The sequence below is a fragment of the Pseudomonas sp. SJZ103 genome (assembly GCF_007828335.1).
Classification (GTDB): domain Bacteria; phylum Pseudomonadota; class Gammaproteobacteria; order Pseudomonadales; family Pseudomonadaceae; genus Aquipseudomonas.
Window position 1 is genome coordinate 452643 of sequence record NZ_VIUN01000002.1, and the last position, 15961, is coordinate 468603.

Annotated in this window: 17 protein-coding genes and 1 pseudogene; 14 read left to right on the top strand and 4 right to left on the bottom strand. The window is 60.8% G+C overall.

Annotated features, from left to right (window positions below; translation table 11 throughout):
- The first annotated feature begins 61 nt into the window (after window positions 1–61).
- The 4 genes and pseudogenes from coaBC (at window position 62) to argB (ending at window position 4318) form a co-directional block, all read left to right on the top strand.
- Window positions 62–1270 (top strand): bifunctional phosphopantothenoylcysteine decarboxylase/phosphopantothenate--cysteine ligase CoaBC, encoded by a 1209-nt coding sequence (coaBC, locus tag FBY10_RS07385; RefSeq protein ID WP_027608291.1) that lies wholly within the window; start codon window positions 62–64, stop codon window positions 1268–1270.
- Between the two features lie 5 nt (window positions 1271–1275).
- Complete coding sequence (dut, locus tag FBY10_RS07390; protein WP_053127661.1) at window positions 1276–1731, top strand: dUTP diphosphatase; 456 nt, start codon at window positions 1276–1278, stop codon at window positions 1729–1731.
- Between the two features lie 241 nt (window positions 1732–1972).
- Window positions 1973–3394: pseudogene (locus FBY10_RS07400) on the top strand (phosphomannomutase/phosphoglucomutase); the annotation flags it as partial.
- A gap of 18 nt (window positions 3395–3412) precedes the next feature.
- Complete coding sequence (gene argB, locus FBY10_RS07405; protein WP_017846055.1) at window positions 3413–4318, top strand: acetylglutamate kinase; 906 nt, start codon at window positions 3413–3415, stop codon at window positions 4316–4318.
- Window positions 4319–4397: 79 nt separating this feature from the next.
- Here the strand turns inward: argB and pyrE are convergent, their stop codons facing one another.
- Window positions 4398–5045 (bottom strand): orotate phosphoribosyltransferase, encoded by a 648-nt coding sequence (pyrE, locus tag FBY10_RS07410; RefSeq protein ID WP_027608288.1) that lies wholly within the window; start codon window positions 5043–5045, stop codon window positions 4398–4400.
- 82 nt (window positions 5046–5127) lie between these two features.
- On the opposite strand from pyrE, the gene FBY10_RS07415 reads away from it, so the two are divergent.
- On the top strand, window positions 5128–5907 hold the full coding sequence (locus tag FBY10_RS07415) for an exodeoxyribonuclease III (protein ID WP_003195493.1): 780 nt from the start codon (window positions 5128–5130) through the stop codon (window positions 5905–5907).
- 58 nt (window positions 5908–5965) lie between these two features.
- Here the strand turns inward: FBY10_RS07415 and FBY10_RS07420 are convergent, their stop codons facing one another.
- Both FBY10_RS07420 and rph read right to left on the bottom strand, forming a co-directional pair.
- Window positions 5966–6334 carry a DUF4870 domain-containing protein gene (locus FBY10_RS07420; RefSeq protein ID WP_131697647.1) on the bottom strand — a complete coding sequence of 123 codons (369 nt, stop codon included), beginning with the start codon at window positions 6332–6334 and terminating at the stop codon, window positions 5966–5968.
- 22 nt (window positions 6335–6356) lie between these two features.
- A complete protein-coding gene (gene rph, locus FBY10_RS07425; protein ID WP_124411079.1) occupies window positions 6357–7079 on the bottom strand; it encodes a ribonuclease PH in 723 nt (240 codons plus the stop codon).
- A gap of 216 nt (window positions 7080–7295) precedes the next feature.
- Between rph and FBY10_RS07430 the strand changes: the two genes are divergently transcribed.
- The 6 genes from FBY10_RS07430 (at window position 7296) to FBY10_RS07455 (ending at window position 12592) form a co-directional block, all read left to right on the top strand.
- Complete coding sequence (locus FBY10_RS07430) at window positions 7296–8159, top strand: YicC/YloC family endoribonuclease (RefSeq protein WP_131697648.1); 864 nt, start codon at window positions 7296–7298, stop codon at window positions 8157–8159.
- A 10-nt stretch (window positions 8160–8169) separates the two neighbouring features.
- Entirely contained in the window at window positions 8170–8790 is a 621-nt protein-coding gene (gene gmk / locus FBY10_RS07435; RefSeq protein ID WP_131697649.1) for a guanylate kinase, read from the top strand.
- A gap of 167 nt (window positions 8791–8957) precedes the next feature.
- Window positions 8958–9221 (top strand): DNA-directed RNA polymerase subunit omega, encoded by a 264-nt coding sequence (gene rpoZ, locus FBY10_RS07440; RefSeq protein ID WP_017735757.1) that lies wholly within the window; start codon window positions 8958–8960, stop codon window positions 9219–9221.
- Window positions 9222–9281: 60 nt separating this feature from the next.
- Window positions 9282–11387, top strand: coding sequence for a bifunctional GTP diphosphokinase/guanosine-3',5'-bis pyrophosphate 3'-pyrophosphohydrolase (gene spoT, locus FBY10_RS07445; RefSeq protein WP_015886535.1), 2106 nt, complete (start codon window positions 9282–9284; stop codon window positions 11385–11387).
- A 24-nt stretch (window positions 11388–11411) separates the two neighbouring features.
- On the top strand, window positions 11412–11792 hold the full coding sequence (locus FBY10_RS07450; RefSeq protein ID WP_003176922.1) for a RidA family protein: 381 nt from the start codon (window positions 11412–11414) through the stop codon (window positions 11790–11792).
- 56 nt (window positions 11793–11848) lie between these two features.
- Window positions 11849–12592 carry a hypothetical protein gene (locus FBY10_RS07455; RefSeq protein ID WP_131697650.1) on the top strand — a complete coding sequence of 248 codons (744 nt, stop codon included), beginning with the start codon at window positions 11849–11851 and terminating at the stop codon, window positions 12590–12592.
- Between the two features lie 64 nt (window positions 12593–12656).
- Here FBY10_RS07455 and FBY10_RS07460 read toward each other — a convergent pair whose 3' ends face one another.
- Complete coding sequence (locus FBY10_RS07460; protein ID WP_145337416.1) at window positions 12657–13508, bottom strand: SDR family oxidoreductase; 852 nt, start codon at window positions 13506–13508, stop codon at window positions 12657–12659.
- A 187-nt stretch (window positions 13509–13695) separates the two neighbouring features.
- Between FBY10_RS07460 and exbB the strand changes: the two genes are divergently transcribed.
- The 3 genes from exbB to FBY10_RS07475 are packed head-to-tail and all read left to right on the top strand — an operon-like array spanning window position 13696 to window position 15845.
- Entirely contained in the window at window positions 13696–14667 is a 972-nt protein-coding gene (exbB, locus tag FBY10_RS07465; protein ID WP_145337415.1) for a tonB-system energizer ExbB, read from the top strand.
- 6 nt (window positions 14668–14673) lie between these two features.
- Window positions 14674–15099: a TonB system transport protein ExbD gene (exbD, locus tag FBY10_RS07470; protein WP_003195519.1), complete on the top strand. Its 426-nt coding sequence runs from the start codon at window positions 14674–14676 to the stop codon at window positions 15097–15099.
- Complete coding sequence (locus FBY10_RS07475) at window positions 15096–15845, top strand: energy transducer TonB (protein WP_131697653.1); 750 nt, start codon at window positions 15096–15098, stop codon at window positions 15843–15845. Before exbD ends, FBY10_RS07475 begins: the two co-directional genes overlap by 4 nt.
- Window positions 15846–15961 lie beyond the last annotated feature (116 nt).

Consider the following 15961-nt stretch of genomic DNA (forward strand, 5'->3'; position numbering starts at 1 on the left):
CTGGGGAGGGGGCATCGCAGGCGTCACTGAACTGGCTTCACTGAACTGGAAAGGCAAACCAATGCAGCGTCTGTATCGGAAACGCATCGTTCTCGGCGTCGGCGGCGGCATTGCCGCCTACAAGAGCGCAGAGCTGGTCCGCAGGCTTCTCGACCAGGGCGCCGAAGTGCGCGTGGTCATGACCCGCGGCGGCAGTGAGTTCATCACCCCGCTGACCATGCAGGCCTTGTCCGGACACCCGGTTCACCTGGACCTGCTGGACCCGGCAGCCGAAGCCGCCATGGGCCATATCGAACTGGCCAAGTGGGCCGACCTGGTGCTGATCGCTCCTGCCACCGCCGACCTGATCGCGCGCCTGGCGCAGGGCATTGCCGATGACCTGCTGACCACCTTGGTACTGGCCACCGACGCCACCGTCGCCATCGCCCCGGCCATGAACCAGGCCATGTGGCGTGACCCTGCGACCCAGGCCAACACCCAACTCCTGCAAAGCCGTGGCCTCAAGGTGTTCGGCCCGGCCTCCGGCAGCCAGGCCTGCGGTGACGTCGGCATGGGCCGCATGCTCGAAGCCACCGACCTGGCACTGTGCGCCGCCGAGTGCTTCCAGCACCTGGCCCTGACCGGCAGGCACGTGCTGATTACGGCAGGCCCGACCCAGGAAAACATCGACCCGGTGCGCTACATCACCAACCATAGTTCAGGAAAAATGGGCTTTGCCTTGGCCGAAGCAGCGGTCGAGGCAGGCGCACGCGTGACCCTGATCACCGGTCCGGTGCACTTGCCGACCCCCGATCGCGTCACGCGAATCGACGTAGTCAGCGCTCGGGACATGCTGGCCGCCTGTGAGGCCGCCATCCCCTGTGACCTGTTTATCGCTTCGGCAGCGGTTGCAGACTACCGCCCGGAAGTCGTCGCCCCGCAAAAGCTCAAGAAAGACCCCACAAGCGGTGACGGCCTGCTCCTGCAAATGGTGCGCAACCCGGATATCCTGGCCACCATCGCCACGCGTCCGGACCGCCCGTTCAGTGTCGGCTTTGCCGCCGAGACCGAGCACCTGCTGGACTACGCCGCACGCAAACTGAAAGACAAAAACCTCGACCTGATCGTTGCCAATGATGTCGCCAACCCGAGCATCGGCTTCAACAGCGAGGAAAACGCCTGCAGCGTGATCGACCGCGAGCTGCACGCCACTCTTTTCGCCCAGACCAGCAAAGGCAAGATTGCCCGCCAACTGATCTCTTTTATCGCCCAACGGCTGAACCAGGTTTAATTTCCATGCACGCTTTGCAAGCCAAGATCCTCGACCCCCGCATCGGCACCGAATTCCCGCTGCCGGCCTACGCCACCCCAGGCTCCGCCGGCCTGGACCTGCGTGCGATGCTCAAGCAAGACACCGTCCTTGAACCGGGCCAGACCCTCCTGATCCCCACCGGACTGTCGATCTACGTCGGCGACCCAGGCCTGGCGGCGCTGATCCTGCCGCGCTCCGGCCTGGGCCACAAACACGGCATCGTGCTGGGCAACCTGGTGGGCCTGATCGATTCGGACTACCAAGGCGAGTTGATGGTGTCGTGCTGGAACCGTGGCCAGACGGCGTTCAACATCGTTGTCGGCGAACGCATTGCCCAGCTTGTACTGGTGCCGGTGGTGCAGGCGCACTTCGAACTGGTGCAGGATTTCGACGAAACCCAACGCGGCGCAGGCGGTTTTGGGCATTCCGGCAGTCACTGACTAAGCTGAGCCTGGCCGGGCGCTTTTGTCCGGCTCGACGCCCCCCGCAAGGCTTTTCAGGATGAAGAATGCGCGGACTTTATCAGCGAGATTTCCCCATTGAAATCAAAGTATTACGCAGACAAAAAGACAGGAGCCAAGCTCCGATGGCACTTTTGCACCACGAACTCTCTGCCGAAAACACCGTCATACCCTTCAGTTTGAGCCTGCCGGTCAGCCACATTAAGGCCAGCCTTGCCCCCTTGAGATGGAGTTTCCCCCCGCGATGAGTACCGCAGCCCGAGTAGCCCCGACATTCCCCGACAGCATCTTTCGCGCCTATGACATTCGTGGCGTAGTACCCAAGACCCTGACCGCCGAAACCGCCTACTGGATTGGCCGCGCCATTGGTTCCCAGAGCCTGGCCCAGGACGAGCCGAACGTTTCGGTCGGTCGTGACGGTCGCCTGTCCGGTCCGGAACTGGTGGAACAACTGATCCAGGGCCTGGCCGACAGCGGCTGCCATGTCAGCGATGTGGGCCTGGTGCCCACCCCCGCGCTGTACTACGCCGCCAATGTACTGGCCGGCAAATCCGGGGTGATGCTGACCGGCAGCCATAACCCGTCGGACTATAACGGCTTCAAAATCGTCATCGCCGGCGACACCCTGGCCAACGAGCAGATCCAGGCCCTGCACACCCGCCTGAAGACCAACGACCTGACGAGCGGCAAAGGCAGCATCACCAAAGTTGACATCCTGCAGCGCTACTCTGACGAAATCACCCGCGACGTCAAACTCGCACGCCGCCTCAAAGTGGTGGTGGACTGCGGCAACGGCGCGGCCGGCGTGATCGCCCCGCAGCTGCTCGAAGCCCTGAACTGCGAAGTGATCCCGCTGTTCTGCGAGGTCGACGGCAACTTCCCCAACCACCACCCGGACCCGGGCAAGCCAGAAAACCTGGTGGACCTGATCGCCAAGGTCAAGGAAACCGGCGCTGACGTCGGCCTGGCCTTCGACGGTGACGGCGACCGTGTGGGCGTGGTGACCGAAACCGGCGAAATCGTATTCCCGGACCGCCTGCTGATGCTGTTTGCCCGCGATGTGGTGGCGCGCAACCCGGGTGCCGAGATCATTTTCGACGTGAAGTGCACCCGCCGCCTCACCCCGCTGATCAAGGAATATGGCGGCCGTCCGCTAATGTGGAAGACCGGTCACTCGTTGATCAAAAAGAAAATGAAGGAAACCGGCGCGCTGTTGGCCGGCGAAATGAGCGGCCACGTGTTCTTCAAGGAGCGCTGGTTCGGATTTGACGACGGTATTTACAGCGCCGCCCGTCTGCTGGAGATCCTCAGCAAGGAAAAATCCACCGCGGAAGAGCTGTTTCAGACCTTCCCGAATGATATTTCTACGCCAGAGATCAATATCCATGTGACCGAAGAGAGCAAATTCAGCATCATTGACGCACTGCACGATGCGCAATGGGGTGAAGGCGCCAACCTGACCTCCATTGATGGTGTGCGAGTCGATTACGCCAAAGGCTGGGGCCTGGTTCGCGCGTCCAACACCACACCGGTGCTGGTGCTGCGTTTCGAGGCGGATACCGAGGCTGAGTTGCAGCGCATCAAGGACGTGTTCCACGCCCAGTTGAAACGTGTTGCCCCTGATCTCCAATTACCGTTCTGATTTTAACCGGAGCCCTGAATGACCCTCGAACGCGAAGCCGCTGCCAACACCGCCAAGGTCCTGTCCGAAGCGTTGCCTTACATTCGACGCTACGTCGGCAAGACGCTGGTGATCAAGTACGGCGGCAATGCCATGGAAAGCGACGAGCTGAAAACCGGCTTTGCCCGCGACATCGTGTTGATGAAAGCCGTGGGGATCAACCCCGTGGTGGTCCACGGCGGCGGCCCGCAAATCGGCGACCTGCTCAAGCGCTTGTCGATCGAGAGTCACTTCATCGATGGCATGCGCGTCACTGACGCGCAGACCATGGACGTGGTGGAGATGGTCCTCGGCGGCCAGGTGAACAAAGACATCGTCAACCTGATCAACCGTCACGGCGGCAGCGCCATTGGCCTGACCGGCAAGGACGCCGAGCTGATCCGTGCGAAAAAACTGACCGTTACCCGTCAGACGCCGGAAATGACCCAACCGGAAATCATCGACATCGGCCAGGTGGGCGAAGTGATCGGCATCAACACTGACCTGCTGAACCTGCTGGTCAAGGGTGACTTCATCCCAGTGATCGCGCCGATCGGCGTGGGTGCCAACGGCGAGTCCTACAACATCAACGCCGATCTGGTGGCGGGTAAAGTGGCCGAAGCGCTGAAAGCTGAAAAGCTGATGCTGCTGACCAACATTGCTGGCCTGATGGACAAGCAAGGCAAGGTGCTGACCGGCTTGACCACTCAACAAGTGGACGAGCTGATCGCCGACGGCACCATCTACGGTGGCATGCTGCCGAAGATCCGTTGCGCACTGGAAGCAGTGCAAGGCGGCGTCGGCAGCTCGCTGATCCTGGATGGCCGTGTGCCGAATGCGATCCTGCTGGAAATTTTCACCGATACCGGTGTGGGCACGCTGATCAGTAATCGCAAGCGCCCTTAAAGCACTAAAAAGCCCCACCCCTTGTAGGAGCGAGCTTGCTCGCTCCTACAAGGGGTGGGGCTTTTTTATGGTTCAGCGGTTACTGAACGCCGAACTGCTCGCGATACGCCTTAACTGCCGGCAAGTGCTGCTTGAGCTGCGGATCATCCTCCAGGAACTGCAACACCTGGTTCAACGACACGATGCTTACCACTGGAATACCGAAATCACGCTCCACTTCCTGGATCGCCGACAACTCACCGTTGCCTCGCTCCTGGCGGTTCAGTGCGATCAATACACCGGCGGCCTTGGCGCCGTCCTGGGACGCAATGATCTGCATCACTTCACGGATAGCCGTACCGGCCGTGATCACGTCATCGATGATCAATACATCGCCGGTAAGCGGCGCGCCCACCAGGCTACCGCCTTCGCCATGAGCCTTGGCTTCCTTGCGGTTGAAGCACCATGGCAGATCGCGCCCATGATGTTCCGCCAGGGCCACGGCTGTTGCAGCTGCCAGGGGGATACCCTTGTAGGCCGGGCCAAACAGCACGTCGAAGGAAATACCGCTTTCAACAATGGCTGCCGCGTAGAAACGACCCAACTGAGCCAGGGCCGAACCCGAGTTGAACAAGCCTGCATTGAAGAAGTACGGGCTGGTGCGCCCGGACTTGAGGGTGAACTCACCGAAGCGCAAAACCCCGCGATCGATGGCAAAACGAATGAAATCGCGTTGATACGCCTGCATGAAAAAAGCCTCAGATACCACGGATTTAGCTAATTAGGTAGACGGCGTGTATCATACACGCACGCGATTTTTGGGGCCATTTATGCGGATCATCAGTGTGAACGTTAATGGTATTCAGGCTGCAGTCGAGCGTGGTTTGCTCAGTTGGCTGCAAGCTCAGAATGCCGACGTCATCTGCCTGCAGGACACCCGCGCCTCCGCCTTTGAACTGGACGACCCAGCCTTCCAACTGGATGGCTACTTCCTTTATGCCTGCGATGCCGAAGTGCCCACCCAAGGTGGCGTGGCTTTGTACTCGCGGTTGCAACCCAAGGCGGTCATCAGCGGCCTCGGCTTCGAGACAGCCGACCGCTACGGGCGCTACCTGCAAGCCGATTTCGACAAGGTCAGCATCGCGACCTTGCTGCTTCCTTCGGGGCAGAACGGCGATGAAGACTTGAACCAGAAGTTCAAGCTAATGGACGATTTCGCCCGTTACCTGGATAAACAGCGACGCAAACGTCGCGAGTACATTTATTGTGGCTCGCTGTACGTGGCGCAACAGAAGCTGGATATCAAGAACTGGCGCGACAGCCAGCAATCCCCAGGTTTCCTGGCGCCGGAACGGGCCTGGATGGACGAGATTGTCGGCAACATGGGCTATGTGGATGCCCTGCGCGAAGTCAGCCGCGAAGGCGACCAGTACAGCTGGTGGCCAGACAATGAACAGGCTGAGATGCTCAACCTGGGCTGGCGCTTCGACTACCAGTTGCTGACACCTGGTCTGCGCCGGTTCGTACGCAGTGCACGTTTGCCGCGCCAGCCGCGCTTCTCGCAGCACGCGCCGCTGATCGTGGACTACGACTGGACACTGACCATCTAAGGTTTTTATCCAGACACAAAAAAACCGACATCGCTGTCGGTTTTTTTGTGGGTGTTCATTATTTGACCAGGCGCCAGGTCCACGGGTAGCGATAGGCAGTGCCGTTGTTGGCCTTGATGCCACCGATGATCGTCAGCACCAGCGCTGCCACCACGAGGATCAACATCAGCAGAAAGCCGATCACCACGAACCCCAGCACCATGCAGACCAGCCAGGCGATGGCCACCGTGATCTGGAAATTCAGGGCTTCCTTGCCCTGATCATCGATAAGCGGGTCCATATCCTTCTTGATCTGCCATACGATCAGCGGCCCCAACAGGCTGCCGAAGGGGAATACCAACCCCAGGAACGCCGCGAAGTGACACAACATCGCCCACTGGCGAACTTCCTTGGTCGGTGCCGGAACCGGCAATTGACTGTCACTCATGGCGCTTCTCCTTGAAGCCGGCTTAGTCAGCCAGTGCGGCGTTCTGCAGTTCGAAGATCTCAGTCATGCCTTTCTGAGCGAGGGCCAGCATGGCGTTCAGCTCGGCCGGCTGGAATGGCGCACCTTCGGCGGTGCCCTGCACTTCGATGAAACCACCGGTGCTGGTCATCACTACGTTCAGGTCGGTCTCGGCAGCCGAGTCTTCCAGGTAGTCCAGGTCCAGCACCGGCTCGCCCTGGTACATGCCCACCGATACGGCGGCGATCATCTGCTTCAGCGGGTCGCCGCCTTTCAGGCCGCCACGCTTCTTGATGACTTTAAGCGCGTCAACCAGCGCCACCATGGCGCCGGTAATGGACGCAGTACGCGTACCGCCATCGGCCTGGATCACGTCGCAGTCGACGTAGAGGGTCACGTCGCCCAGCTTGGTCATATCCAGGGCCGCGCGCAGAGAACGTCCGATCAGGCGCTGGATTTCCAGGGTGCGGCCGCCTTGCTTGCCACGGCTGGCTTCACGCTGGTTACGTTCGCCGGTGGCGCGCGGCAGCATGCCGTATTCGGCGGTCAACCAACCCTGGCCCTGGCCTTTAAGGAAACGCGGCACGCCATTTTCAACGCTGACGGTGCAGATAACCTTGGTATCGCCAAACTCGACCAGTACGGATCCCTCGGCGTGTTTGGTGTAGTTGCGGGTGATGCGGATCGAGCGGAGCTGATCGGCAGCGCGACCACTTGGACGTTTCATAGGGGATACCTGTACAGAGGACGAAAAACTGCCGAGCATTATAGAGCCGCGAGTCGATTCGGGGCACTGCTAAAAATCTGGTTACGAATGGTCAGCCTATCGCCCATTGCTTGGGCGCACTCGCCCCACTGCGCTACAATCCCGCGCCTTCGCAGCCTGTCGGCTTCAATTTACCCATCAGCCCGCTTTCGCGGGACTGCATCGCGAGGTACCTCCATGGTGCACAGCATGACCGCCTTCGCCCGCGTCGAAAAAGCCGGCGCCCAAGGCACCCTGAGCTGGGAGCTGCGCTCGGTCAACAGCCGCTACCTGGAGCCGCACCTGCGCCTGCCGGAATCCTTCCGTGACCTCGAAGGCGCCGTGCGTGAGGCACTGCGCCAGGGTATCTCCCGCGGCAAGCTGGAATGCACCCTGCGTTTTACCGAAGAAACCACCGGCAAGCCGCTGCAGGTGGATCGCGAACGCGCTGCGCAACTGGTCGCTGCCGCCGAAACCATCGCCGGCCTGATCAAGCAACCCGCTGCGCTGAACCCTCTGGAAGTGCTGGCCTGGCCCGGCGTGCTGGTGGCTGACGCCACCGATCCGCAAGCCCTCAATGCCGAAGCCCTCGCCCTGTTCACCCAGGGCCTGAAGGAACTTAAGGCCGGCCGCGAGCGCGAAGGCGCCGAACTGGCCCGCCTGATCAACGAGCGCCTGACCTCGATCGAGGAAGACGTGGTGATCCTGCGCGAGCTGGTGCCGCAGATGCTTGCAACCCAGCGCCAGAAGGTCCTCGACCGCTTCACCGACATGAAGGCCGACCTCGACCCTGTGCGCCTGGAACAGGAAATGGTCCTGCTGGCACAAAAGAGCGACGTCGCCGAAGAGCTCGACCGCCTGAGCACCCACATTCTTGAAGTGCGCCGCGTGCTCAAGTCCGGCGGCGCCGCCGGTCGGCGCCTGGACTTCCTGATGCAGGAACTCAACCGCGAAGCCAATACACTGGGCTCCAAGGCTTTCGATCCGCGCAGCACCACGGCTGCGGTCAACCTCAAGGTGTTGATCGAGCAGATGCGCGAACAAGTACAGAATATTGAGTAAGGCAACCTCCATGACCCACAGCACCGGTACCCTTTACATCATTTCCGCCCCTTCGGGCGCGGGCAAAAGCAGCCTGGTCAAGGCGCTGACCGACACCAACGATCAGATCCGTATTTCGGTGTCCCACACCACCCGCGCCATGCGCCCGGGCGAGGTGAACGGCGTGCACTATCACTTCGTCGAGCGCACCGAGTTCGTCAAGATGATCGAGCATGGCGACTTCCTGGAGCGCGCCGAGGTGTTCGGCAACCTCTACGGCACCTCGCAAAGCCACCTGCAGCAGACCCTGGACGAAGGCCACGACCTGATCCTGGAAATCGACTGGCAGGGCGCCGAGCAAGTGCGCCAACTGATGCCCAAGGCGCGCTCGATCTTCATCCTGCCGCCATCGCTCGAAGCCTTGCACCAGCGCCTGACCAACCGTGGCCAGGACAGCGACGAGATCATCGAAGGCCGCATGCGGGAAGCTGTCAGCGAAATGAGCCACTATGTCGACTACGACTACCTGATCATTAACGACGATTTTTCCCACGCGCTGGATGACCTGAAGGCGATTTTCCGCGCCAATCAGCTCCAGCAGAAGCGTCAACAGCAGCGTTTCGGCAAATTACTCGCCGAATTGCTCGGCTGATTGGCCCTTCCCAAAACCGCTGCAAGGGCTTTACATTGGCGCTTGCAGCGGTTTTGCGAGGGCCTGCGAAAAATCAGCGCTTCCCTAAACGCTGGTGATTTTTTAAACTGCTCAGTCCGCTCGCCCAACCGGGCAGCGCGCATCTTGCATTCGCTCCGAGGAATATCATGGCCCGCGTAACCGTTGAAGACTGCCTAGACCACGTGGCAAACCGCTTTGAGCTGGTCATGCTCTCTACCAAGCGTGCCCGTCAACTGGCCACTGGCGGCAAAGAGCCCCTGGTCCAGTGGGAAAACGACAAGCCTACCGTTGTAGCCCTGCGTGAAATCGCTGAAGGCCTGATGAGCTACGAGTTCATCGCCAACGCTGAAATCGTTGAAGACGAACCGCTGTTTGCAGCGTTCGAGGACGAGTCCAACGAGGCCGTCTAAGCCTATGCCTGGTCGACGTAGCACGGCGCGGGGTCACAGCCTTCGGCAGGAGTTCACACTTTGCCGAGCATAGACGCCCTCGCCGATCGCTTATCGACCTACCTCGGCCCCGACCAGGTCAACCTGGTCCGCCGAGCGTATTTCTACGCCGAACAAGCCCACGACGGCCAACGCCGCCGAAGCGGTGAGGCGTACGTCACCCATCCTCTTGCGGTGGCAAATATTCTCGCCGACATGCACATGGACCATCAGAGCCTGATGGCCGCGATGCTGCATGACGTGATCGAAGACACAGGTATTGCCAAGGAAGCGCTCAGTGCGCAATTTGGCGAAACCGTGGCCGAACTGGTCGACGGGGTCAGCAAACTGACCCAGATGAACTTCGAGACCAAGGCCGAAGCCCAGGCGGAAAACTTCCAGAAAATGGCCATGGCCATGGCCCGGGACATCCGGGTGATCCTGGTCAAGCTGGCCGACCGGCTGCACAACATGCGTACGCTGGAAGTGCTGTCCGGCGAAAAACGCCGGCGCATCGCCAAGGAAACCCTGGAAATCTACGCGCCCATCGCCAACCGGCTGGGCATGCACGCCATTCGTATCGAGTTCGAAGACCTCGGCTTCAAGGCCATGCACCCGATGCGCTCGGCGCGTATCTACCAGGCGGTCAAGCGCGCCCGGGGCAATCGCAAGGAAATCGTCAACAAGATCGAAGAATCCTTGAGCCATTGCCTGGCGATCGACGAGATCGAGGGCGAGGTCAGCGGCCGGCAAAAACACATCTACGGCATCTACAAGAAGATGCGCGGCAAGCGCCGGGCCTTCAACGAGATCATGGACGTGTACGCGTTCCGCATCATCGTGGACAAGGTCGATACCTGCTACCGCGTGCTGGGCGCTGTACATAATCTGTACAAACCCCTGCCGGGGCGCTTCAAGGACTACATTGCCATCCCCAAGGCCAACGGCTATCAATCGCTGCATACCACGCTGTTCGGTATGCACGGGGTGCCGATCGAGATCCAGATCCGCACCCGCGAAATGGAAGAGATGGCCAACAACGGCATCGCCGCCCATTGGCTGTACAAATCCAGCGGCGACGAGCAACCCAAAGGCACCCATGCCCGTGCCCGCCAGTGGGTCAAGGGCGTGCTGGAAATGCAGCAACGTGCCGGCAACTCCCTGGAATTTATCGAAAGCGTGAAGATCGACCTGTTCCCGGACGAGGTCTACGTGTTCACGCCCAAAGGCCGGATCATGGAGCTGCCCAAAGGCTCCACCGCGGTCGACTTTGCCTACGCGGTGCACACCGACGTCGGCAACAGCTGCATTGCCTGCCGGATCAACCGTCGTCTCGCGCCCCTGTCGGAACCGCTGCAAAGCGGCTCCACTGTGGAGATCGTCAGCGCACCGGGCGCGCGCCCGAACCCGGCGTGGCTGAACTTCGTAGTTACCGGCAAGGCGCGCACACACATCCGCCACGCGCTGAAACTGCAGCGCCGCTCCGAGTCCATCAGCCTGGGCGAGCGCCTGCTGAACAAAGTACTCAACGGTTTCGACAGTGCCTTGGACAAGATTCCGCAGGAGCGCGTGCAAGCGATGCTCCACGAGTACCGCCAGGAAACCATCGAAGACCTGCTGGAAGATATCGGCCTGGGCAACCGCATGGCCTATGTGGTCGCCCGCCGTCTGCTGGGTGAAGGCGAACAACTGCCAAGCCCGGAAGGCCCGCTGGCGATTCGCGGCACCGAGGGCTTGGTGCTCAGCTACGCCAAATGCTGCACGCCGATCCCTGGCGACCCGATTGTCGGCCACCTGTCGGCTGGCAAGGGCATGGTCGTTCACCTCGACAACTGCCGCAACATCACCGAAATCCGTCACAACCCGGAAAAATGCATCCAGCTCTCGTGGGCCAAGGATGTCACCGGCGAATTCAACGTCGAGCTGCGCGTTGAGCTGGAACACCAGCGCGGTCTGATCGCCCTGCTGGCCAGCAGCGTCAACGCGGCCGACGGCAATATCGAGAAAATCAGCATGGACGAGCGCGATGGTCGCATCAGCGTGGTCCAGCTGGTGGTCAGCGTGCATGACCGCGTGCACCTGGCCCGCGTGATCAAGAAACTGCGCGCCTTGACCGGTGTGATCCGCATTACCCGCATGCGTGCGTAGCCCATCCATTACAAGGAGTCATTCATGACCAAGACCGTTATCACCAGCGACAAGGCCCCAGCCGCCATCGGTACTTACTCCCAGGCTATCAAGGCGGGCAACACCGTCTACATGTCCGGCCAGATCCCGCTGGACCCAAAGACCATGGAACTGGTGGAAGGCTTCGAAGCCCAGACCGTACAGGTCTTCGAAAACCTCAAGTCCGTGGCCGAAGCTGCCGGCGGCTCGTTCAAGGACATCGTCAAGCTGAACATCTTCCTCACCGACCTGAGCCACTTCGCCAAGGTTAACGAGATCATGGGCAAGTACTTCGAACAACCTTACCCAGCCCGTGCCGCCATTGGCGTTGCAGCCCTGCCAAAGGGCGCGCAGGTTGAGATGGACGCAATTCTGGTCATCGAGTAAAACACCCGGCGCAGCCTCCACAGGCTGCGCCGACTTCGTTTTAAAAGGATTTCATGATGCGCAAAGCGCTTGTAGCCTCTTCGTTGCTCGCCCTGCTCCTCGGCGGCTGTGCCAGCAACCCTGCCGATCTGGATGTGAGCGGCACCTGGATCAACCAGGTCGCCATCGATGCGGCAGCCAAAGGCGGCCCTTTGCGTGAATCGTTGCAAAGCTATGGTCCGAACCTCGAATGGGAGGTCAACCCCAAGGCCTCGCAGGCGCGCTACTACAACGGCTTTGAAGTGGCCGAAGGCAAGTTGCTGGGCGAGAAATCCGGTGCCTGGAGCGTGGATTTCTACGGCAGCTCCGCCACCGAACTCAAGCGCAAAGGCAAGCAACTGCTGCAGTCCGCCAACGACAATGAGCCCGAGCAACTGTTCGCCCGCGCCAAGGACCCTGCACCGGAAGGTGCGCCACTGGGTGCCAATTTCGAACGCGCACTCTACGCAGCCTATATGGGCGGCGACTGGAAGATCACCGACGGCTTCGGCAACGGCGCCACTGTCCAGTTCCAGCCTGACGGCAAGGTCGCCGGTTTGCCCAATGCTGATCGGTACTCACTGTGCCTGGCCGGCGATTGCGCCTCCATGAGCGGTGGCTACGACAGCATGTGGCTGCAACTCAACGGCGTGGGCAACCCCTGGATCTTCGTGCGCAAGGGCAAGCAGCTGGAGATCTTCCAGGCGGTCAACACCGCACAGGCGGACGAAGTGCCTTCGTTTACGCCGGGTCCTCGCCAATGGCTGCTTGAAAAACAATAGCAGTCATCAACCAGCTCCAAATGTGGGAGGGGGTTTGCCCCCTCCCACATTTTTAAACCGCATTTCAGCCTTTAAGAATGGCTGCATACCCTTCGCGGTAGGTCGCATACGTGGGTGTCCACCCCAGCGCCTTTATGCGGGCATTGCTGCATTGCTTGCTGCCGGCACGCCGCACACTGGCGTCCTCGGACCACTCAGTTACGCCCAGGTAATCACGCAACCAGGCCACCACCTCCGCCAAAGGCGCCGGTGCGTCGTCGACGCCGATATAGACCTTATCCAGCGAACCGCCCTGCTCCACGTGGCGTAGCAAAAATGCCAGCAAGCCCGCCGCATCATCGGCGTGTATACGGTTGCCGTATAAAGGTGGATCAAGCGCTACACGGTACCCCTGGCGCACCTGGGTCAGCAGCCATTCGCGACCAGGGCCGTAAATACCGGTCAGCCGCACCACGCTCGCGGGAATGCCACTGTTAAGTGCCACCTGCTCGGCCTCCAGCATGACTTGCCCGGAATAACCTTTGGCCTGGGTTTCGGAGGTTTCATCGACCCACTCCCCATTCTGCTGCCCGTATACGCTGCTGCTGGACACAAACAGCAGGTGCTTGGGCTCCTGGCCGTAATCCTTCAGCCACTCCAGCACATGCTGCAACCCTTGCACGTAAGCGGCGCGATAACCGGCCTCATCGTGGTCGGTCGCGGCGGCGCAGTACACCAGGTAATCCACCCCGCCGATCGGCCAGGTGTCAGGACAATCCTTGTTGAACAGGTCGCCGGCAATGCCGATCACCCCATCGGGAAGGCGTGAAATATCGCGCCGCAGGCCATGAACCTCCCATTCCGAGGCGAGCAATTGGCTAGCCAACCGACTACCCACATCGCCACAACCGGCAATCACAACAGAAGGCACAGACATCACAAAACTCCGCTCTTAAAGGTCTAGATTAGCCCTCGCAGATGACCGACGGCCAGAAAAAGGGCAAATAAAGTTACTGTATTACTTCTGTTAACAAGAATTACTTGCAATAATAACCGCCCATTTGTCCTCGACCCCTTGGGTCTGGAAGGACGATCACTCATTTTTTCTCTCAGGTCCGGCCAGCATGACACGTAATACAACCCCCGCTTCGCCAACCAAGCCTCACAGCCCATCCCGCGCCTGGCGTGCGATTGCTGCGCTGCTGTTCAGCGTACTGCTGGCACCGACCGCCGCATTCGCTGACGCCACCGCACCCGCTACTCCGGCTGCCACCGAGCAGAATGCCGCCACCCCGGCCGCTCCCGTCGCAGCCCCGGCCCCTACTGACACTGCCGCTCCTGCCGCTGCCGATGACACCGGTGTAGTGCTGGAAGAAGACAACACACTGGGCATGGCTCACGACCTGTCGCCATGGGGCATGTACCAGAATGCTGACGTGGTGGTAAAAGCCGTGATGATCGGCCTGGCCATCGCCTCGATCATTACCTGGACCATCTGGATCGCCAAGGGTTTCGAGCTGCTGGGCGCCAAGCGCCGTCTGCGCACTGAAATCGTCCACCTGAAAAAGGCCACCACCCTCAAGGAAGCCAGCGAAAGCGCGACCAAGAAAGGCACCCTGGCCAACACCCTGGTGCACGACGCGCTGGAAGAAATGCGCCTGTCGGCCAACGCCCGCGAAAAAGAAGGCATCAAGGAGCGCGTGGCTTTCCGCCTGGAGCGTCTTGTTGCAGCCTGCGGCCGTAACATGAGCAGCGGCACCGGCGTACTGGCGACCATTGGTTCCACCGCGCCGTTCGTCGGCCTGTTCGGTACCGTCTGGGGCATCATGAACAGCTTCATCGGCATCGCCAAAACCCAGACCACCAACCTCGCCGTCGTTGCCCCCGGCATCGCCGAAGCCCTGCTGGCAACCGCCCTGGGCCTGGTCGCCGCGATTCCTGCGGTAGTGATCTACAACGTCTTCGCCCGTTCGATTGCCGGCTACAAGGCCCAGGTATCGGACGCGTCGGCAGAAGTCCTGCTGCTGGTCAGCCGCGACCTCGATCACCTGCCTACCGAGCGCAGCTCGCAACCGCACATGGTGAAAGTGGGGTAATCGGCCATGGGCCTGCATTTGAATCAAGGCGACGACGAACTCGTCGAGAACCACGAAATCAACGTCACACCGTTTATCGACGTGATGCTGGTGCTGTTGATCATCTTCATGGTGGCCGCACCGTTGGCCACCGTGGATATCAAGGTTGACCTGCCCGCCTCCAGCGCCAAGCCTGCGCCGCGGCCGGAGAAACCGATCTTCCTCAGCGTCAAGGCGGATCAACGCCTGTTCCTGGGCGAAGAAGAAGTCAAAGCCGAAACCCTGGGGCCGGTGCTCGATGCCAAGACCCAAGGCAAGAAGGACACGACGATCTTCTTCCAGGCCGACAAGGGCGTGGACTACGGCGACCTGATGAGCGTGATGGATGCCCTGCGGGCAGCCGGCTACCTCAAGGTCGGCCTGGTCGGACTTGAGACGGCAGCCAAGAAATGATCACGACGCGCCACAAACTGACGCGTTATGGCACCAGCCTCGCCGTCGTGCTGGGCGTGCATGCCGTCGCGATTGCCATCGCGCTCCACTGGTCGGCGCCGCGCACGGTGCAGTTGCCGCCGGCAGCCATGGTCATCGACCTGGCCCCGATGCCTGCCCCCCCGCCGCCGGCGCCGCCGAAAGTGGTAACGCCACCGCAACCGCCTGCACCGGTGGAAGAGCTGCCCCTGCCAAAACTGGCCGAGGCACCCAAGCCAACGATCCAGGTGCCCAAACCGGTCAAGCCAAAGCCCAAGCCGCAACCGCCAAAGCCGGTGGAGAAAAAGATCGAGCCGCCCAAGGAGAAACCCTCCGAGGAACCGCCGAGCGATGCTCCTCCGACCAAAGCACCGGCTGAAAAATCGGCCCAGCCGGCTCCCGGCCCATCGCCGCAGCAGATCGCCGCCAAAGCGTCCTGGGAAGGCGCCCTGCTGGCACACTTGCAGAAGTACAAGAAGTACCCGCCAGGTGCCCAGGCCCGTGGCAAGGAAGGCCTGAACCGCCTGAAGTTCGTCGTGGATGCCGACGGTAACGTGCTGTCCTACGAGTTGGTGGGCCGTTCCGGCAACGCCGACCTGGACCGCGCCACCCTGGACATGATCCGTCGTGCCCAGCCGCTGCCCAAGCCGCCGGCCGATATGCTCAAAGGCGGCAGCATCGAGATCGTTGCACCGTTCGTGTACAACATCGAAAAACGTCGTCGCTGAAAATGAAGGTGGCGAGGGACACCCCTCGCCACTCTCAGCAAAATCCCGCGCATTCCCCCCTCAATCCCCAGCAAAGTTCTGATAACGTGCGTCTATCGATTGCAGCCGGTATGCTT

Excerpts from the sequence above, each read along its gene's own strand:
- rpoZ (WP_017735757.1), top strand. The coding sequence starts at position 8,958 with ATGGCCCGCGTAACCGTTGAAGACTGCCTAGACCACGTGGCAAACCGC.
- exbD (WP_003195519.1), top strand. The coding sequence starts at position 14,674 with ATGGGCCTGCATTTGAATCAAGGCGACGACGAACTCGTCGAGAACCAC.
- exbB (WP_145337415.1), top strand. The coding sequence starts at position 13,696 with ATGACACGTAATACAACCCCCGCTTCGCCAACCAAGCCTCACAGCCCA.
- FBY10_RS07475 (WP_131697653.1), top strand. The coding sequence starts at position 15,096 with ATGATCACGACGCGCCACAAACTGACGCGTTATGGCACCAGCCTCGCC.
- FBY10_RS07415 (WP_003195493.1), top strand. The coding sequence starts at position 5,128 with ATGCGGATCATCAGTGTGAACGTTAATGGTATTCAGGCTGCAGTCGAG.
- dut (WP_053127661.1), top strand. The coding sequence starts at position 1,276 with ATGCACGCTTTGCAAGCCAAGATCCTCGACCCCCGCATCGGCACCGAA.
- FBY10_RS07420 (WP_131697647.1), bottom strand. The coding sequence starts at position 6,334 with ATGAGTGACAGTCAATTGCCGGTTCCGGCACCGACCAAGGAAGTTCGC.
- gmk (WP_131697649.1), top strand. The coding sequence starts at position 8,170 with ATGACCCACAGCACCGGTACCCTTTACATCATTTCCGCCCCTTCGGGC.
- pyrE (WP_027608288.1), bottom strand. The coding sequence starts at position 5,045 with ATGCAGGCGTATCAACGCGATTTCATTCGTTTTGCCATCGATCGCGGG.
- FBY10_RS07455 (WP_131697650.1), top strand. The coding sequence starts at position 11,849 with ATGCGCAAAGCGCTTGTAGCCTCTTCGTTGCTCGCCCTGCTCCTCGGC.
- argB (WP_017846055.1), top strand. The coding sequence starts at position 3,413 with ATGACCCTCGAACGCGAAGCCGCTGCCAACACCGCCAAGGTCCTGTCC.
- FBY10_RS07430 (WP_131697648.1), top strand. The coding sequence starts at position 7,296 with ATGGTGCACAGCATGACCGCCTTCGCCCGCGTCGAAAAAGCCGGCGCC.
- FBY10_RS07450 (WP_003176922.1), top strand. The coding sequence starts at position 11,412 with ATGACCAAGACCGTTATCACCAGCGACAAGGCCCCAGCCGCCATCGGT.
- rph (WP_124411079.1), bottom strand. The coding sequence starts at position 7,079 with ATGAAACGTCCAAGTGGTCGCGCTGCCGATCAGCTCCGCTCGATCCGC.
- FBY10_RS07460 (WP_145337416.1), bottom strand. The coding sequence starts at position 13,508 with ATGTCTGTGCCTTCTGTTGTGATTGCCGGTTGTGGCGATGTGGGTAGT.
- coaBC (WP_027608291.1), top strand. The coding sequence starts at position 62 with ATGCAGCGTCTGTATCGGAAACGCATCGTTCTCGGCGTCGGCGGCGGC.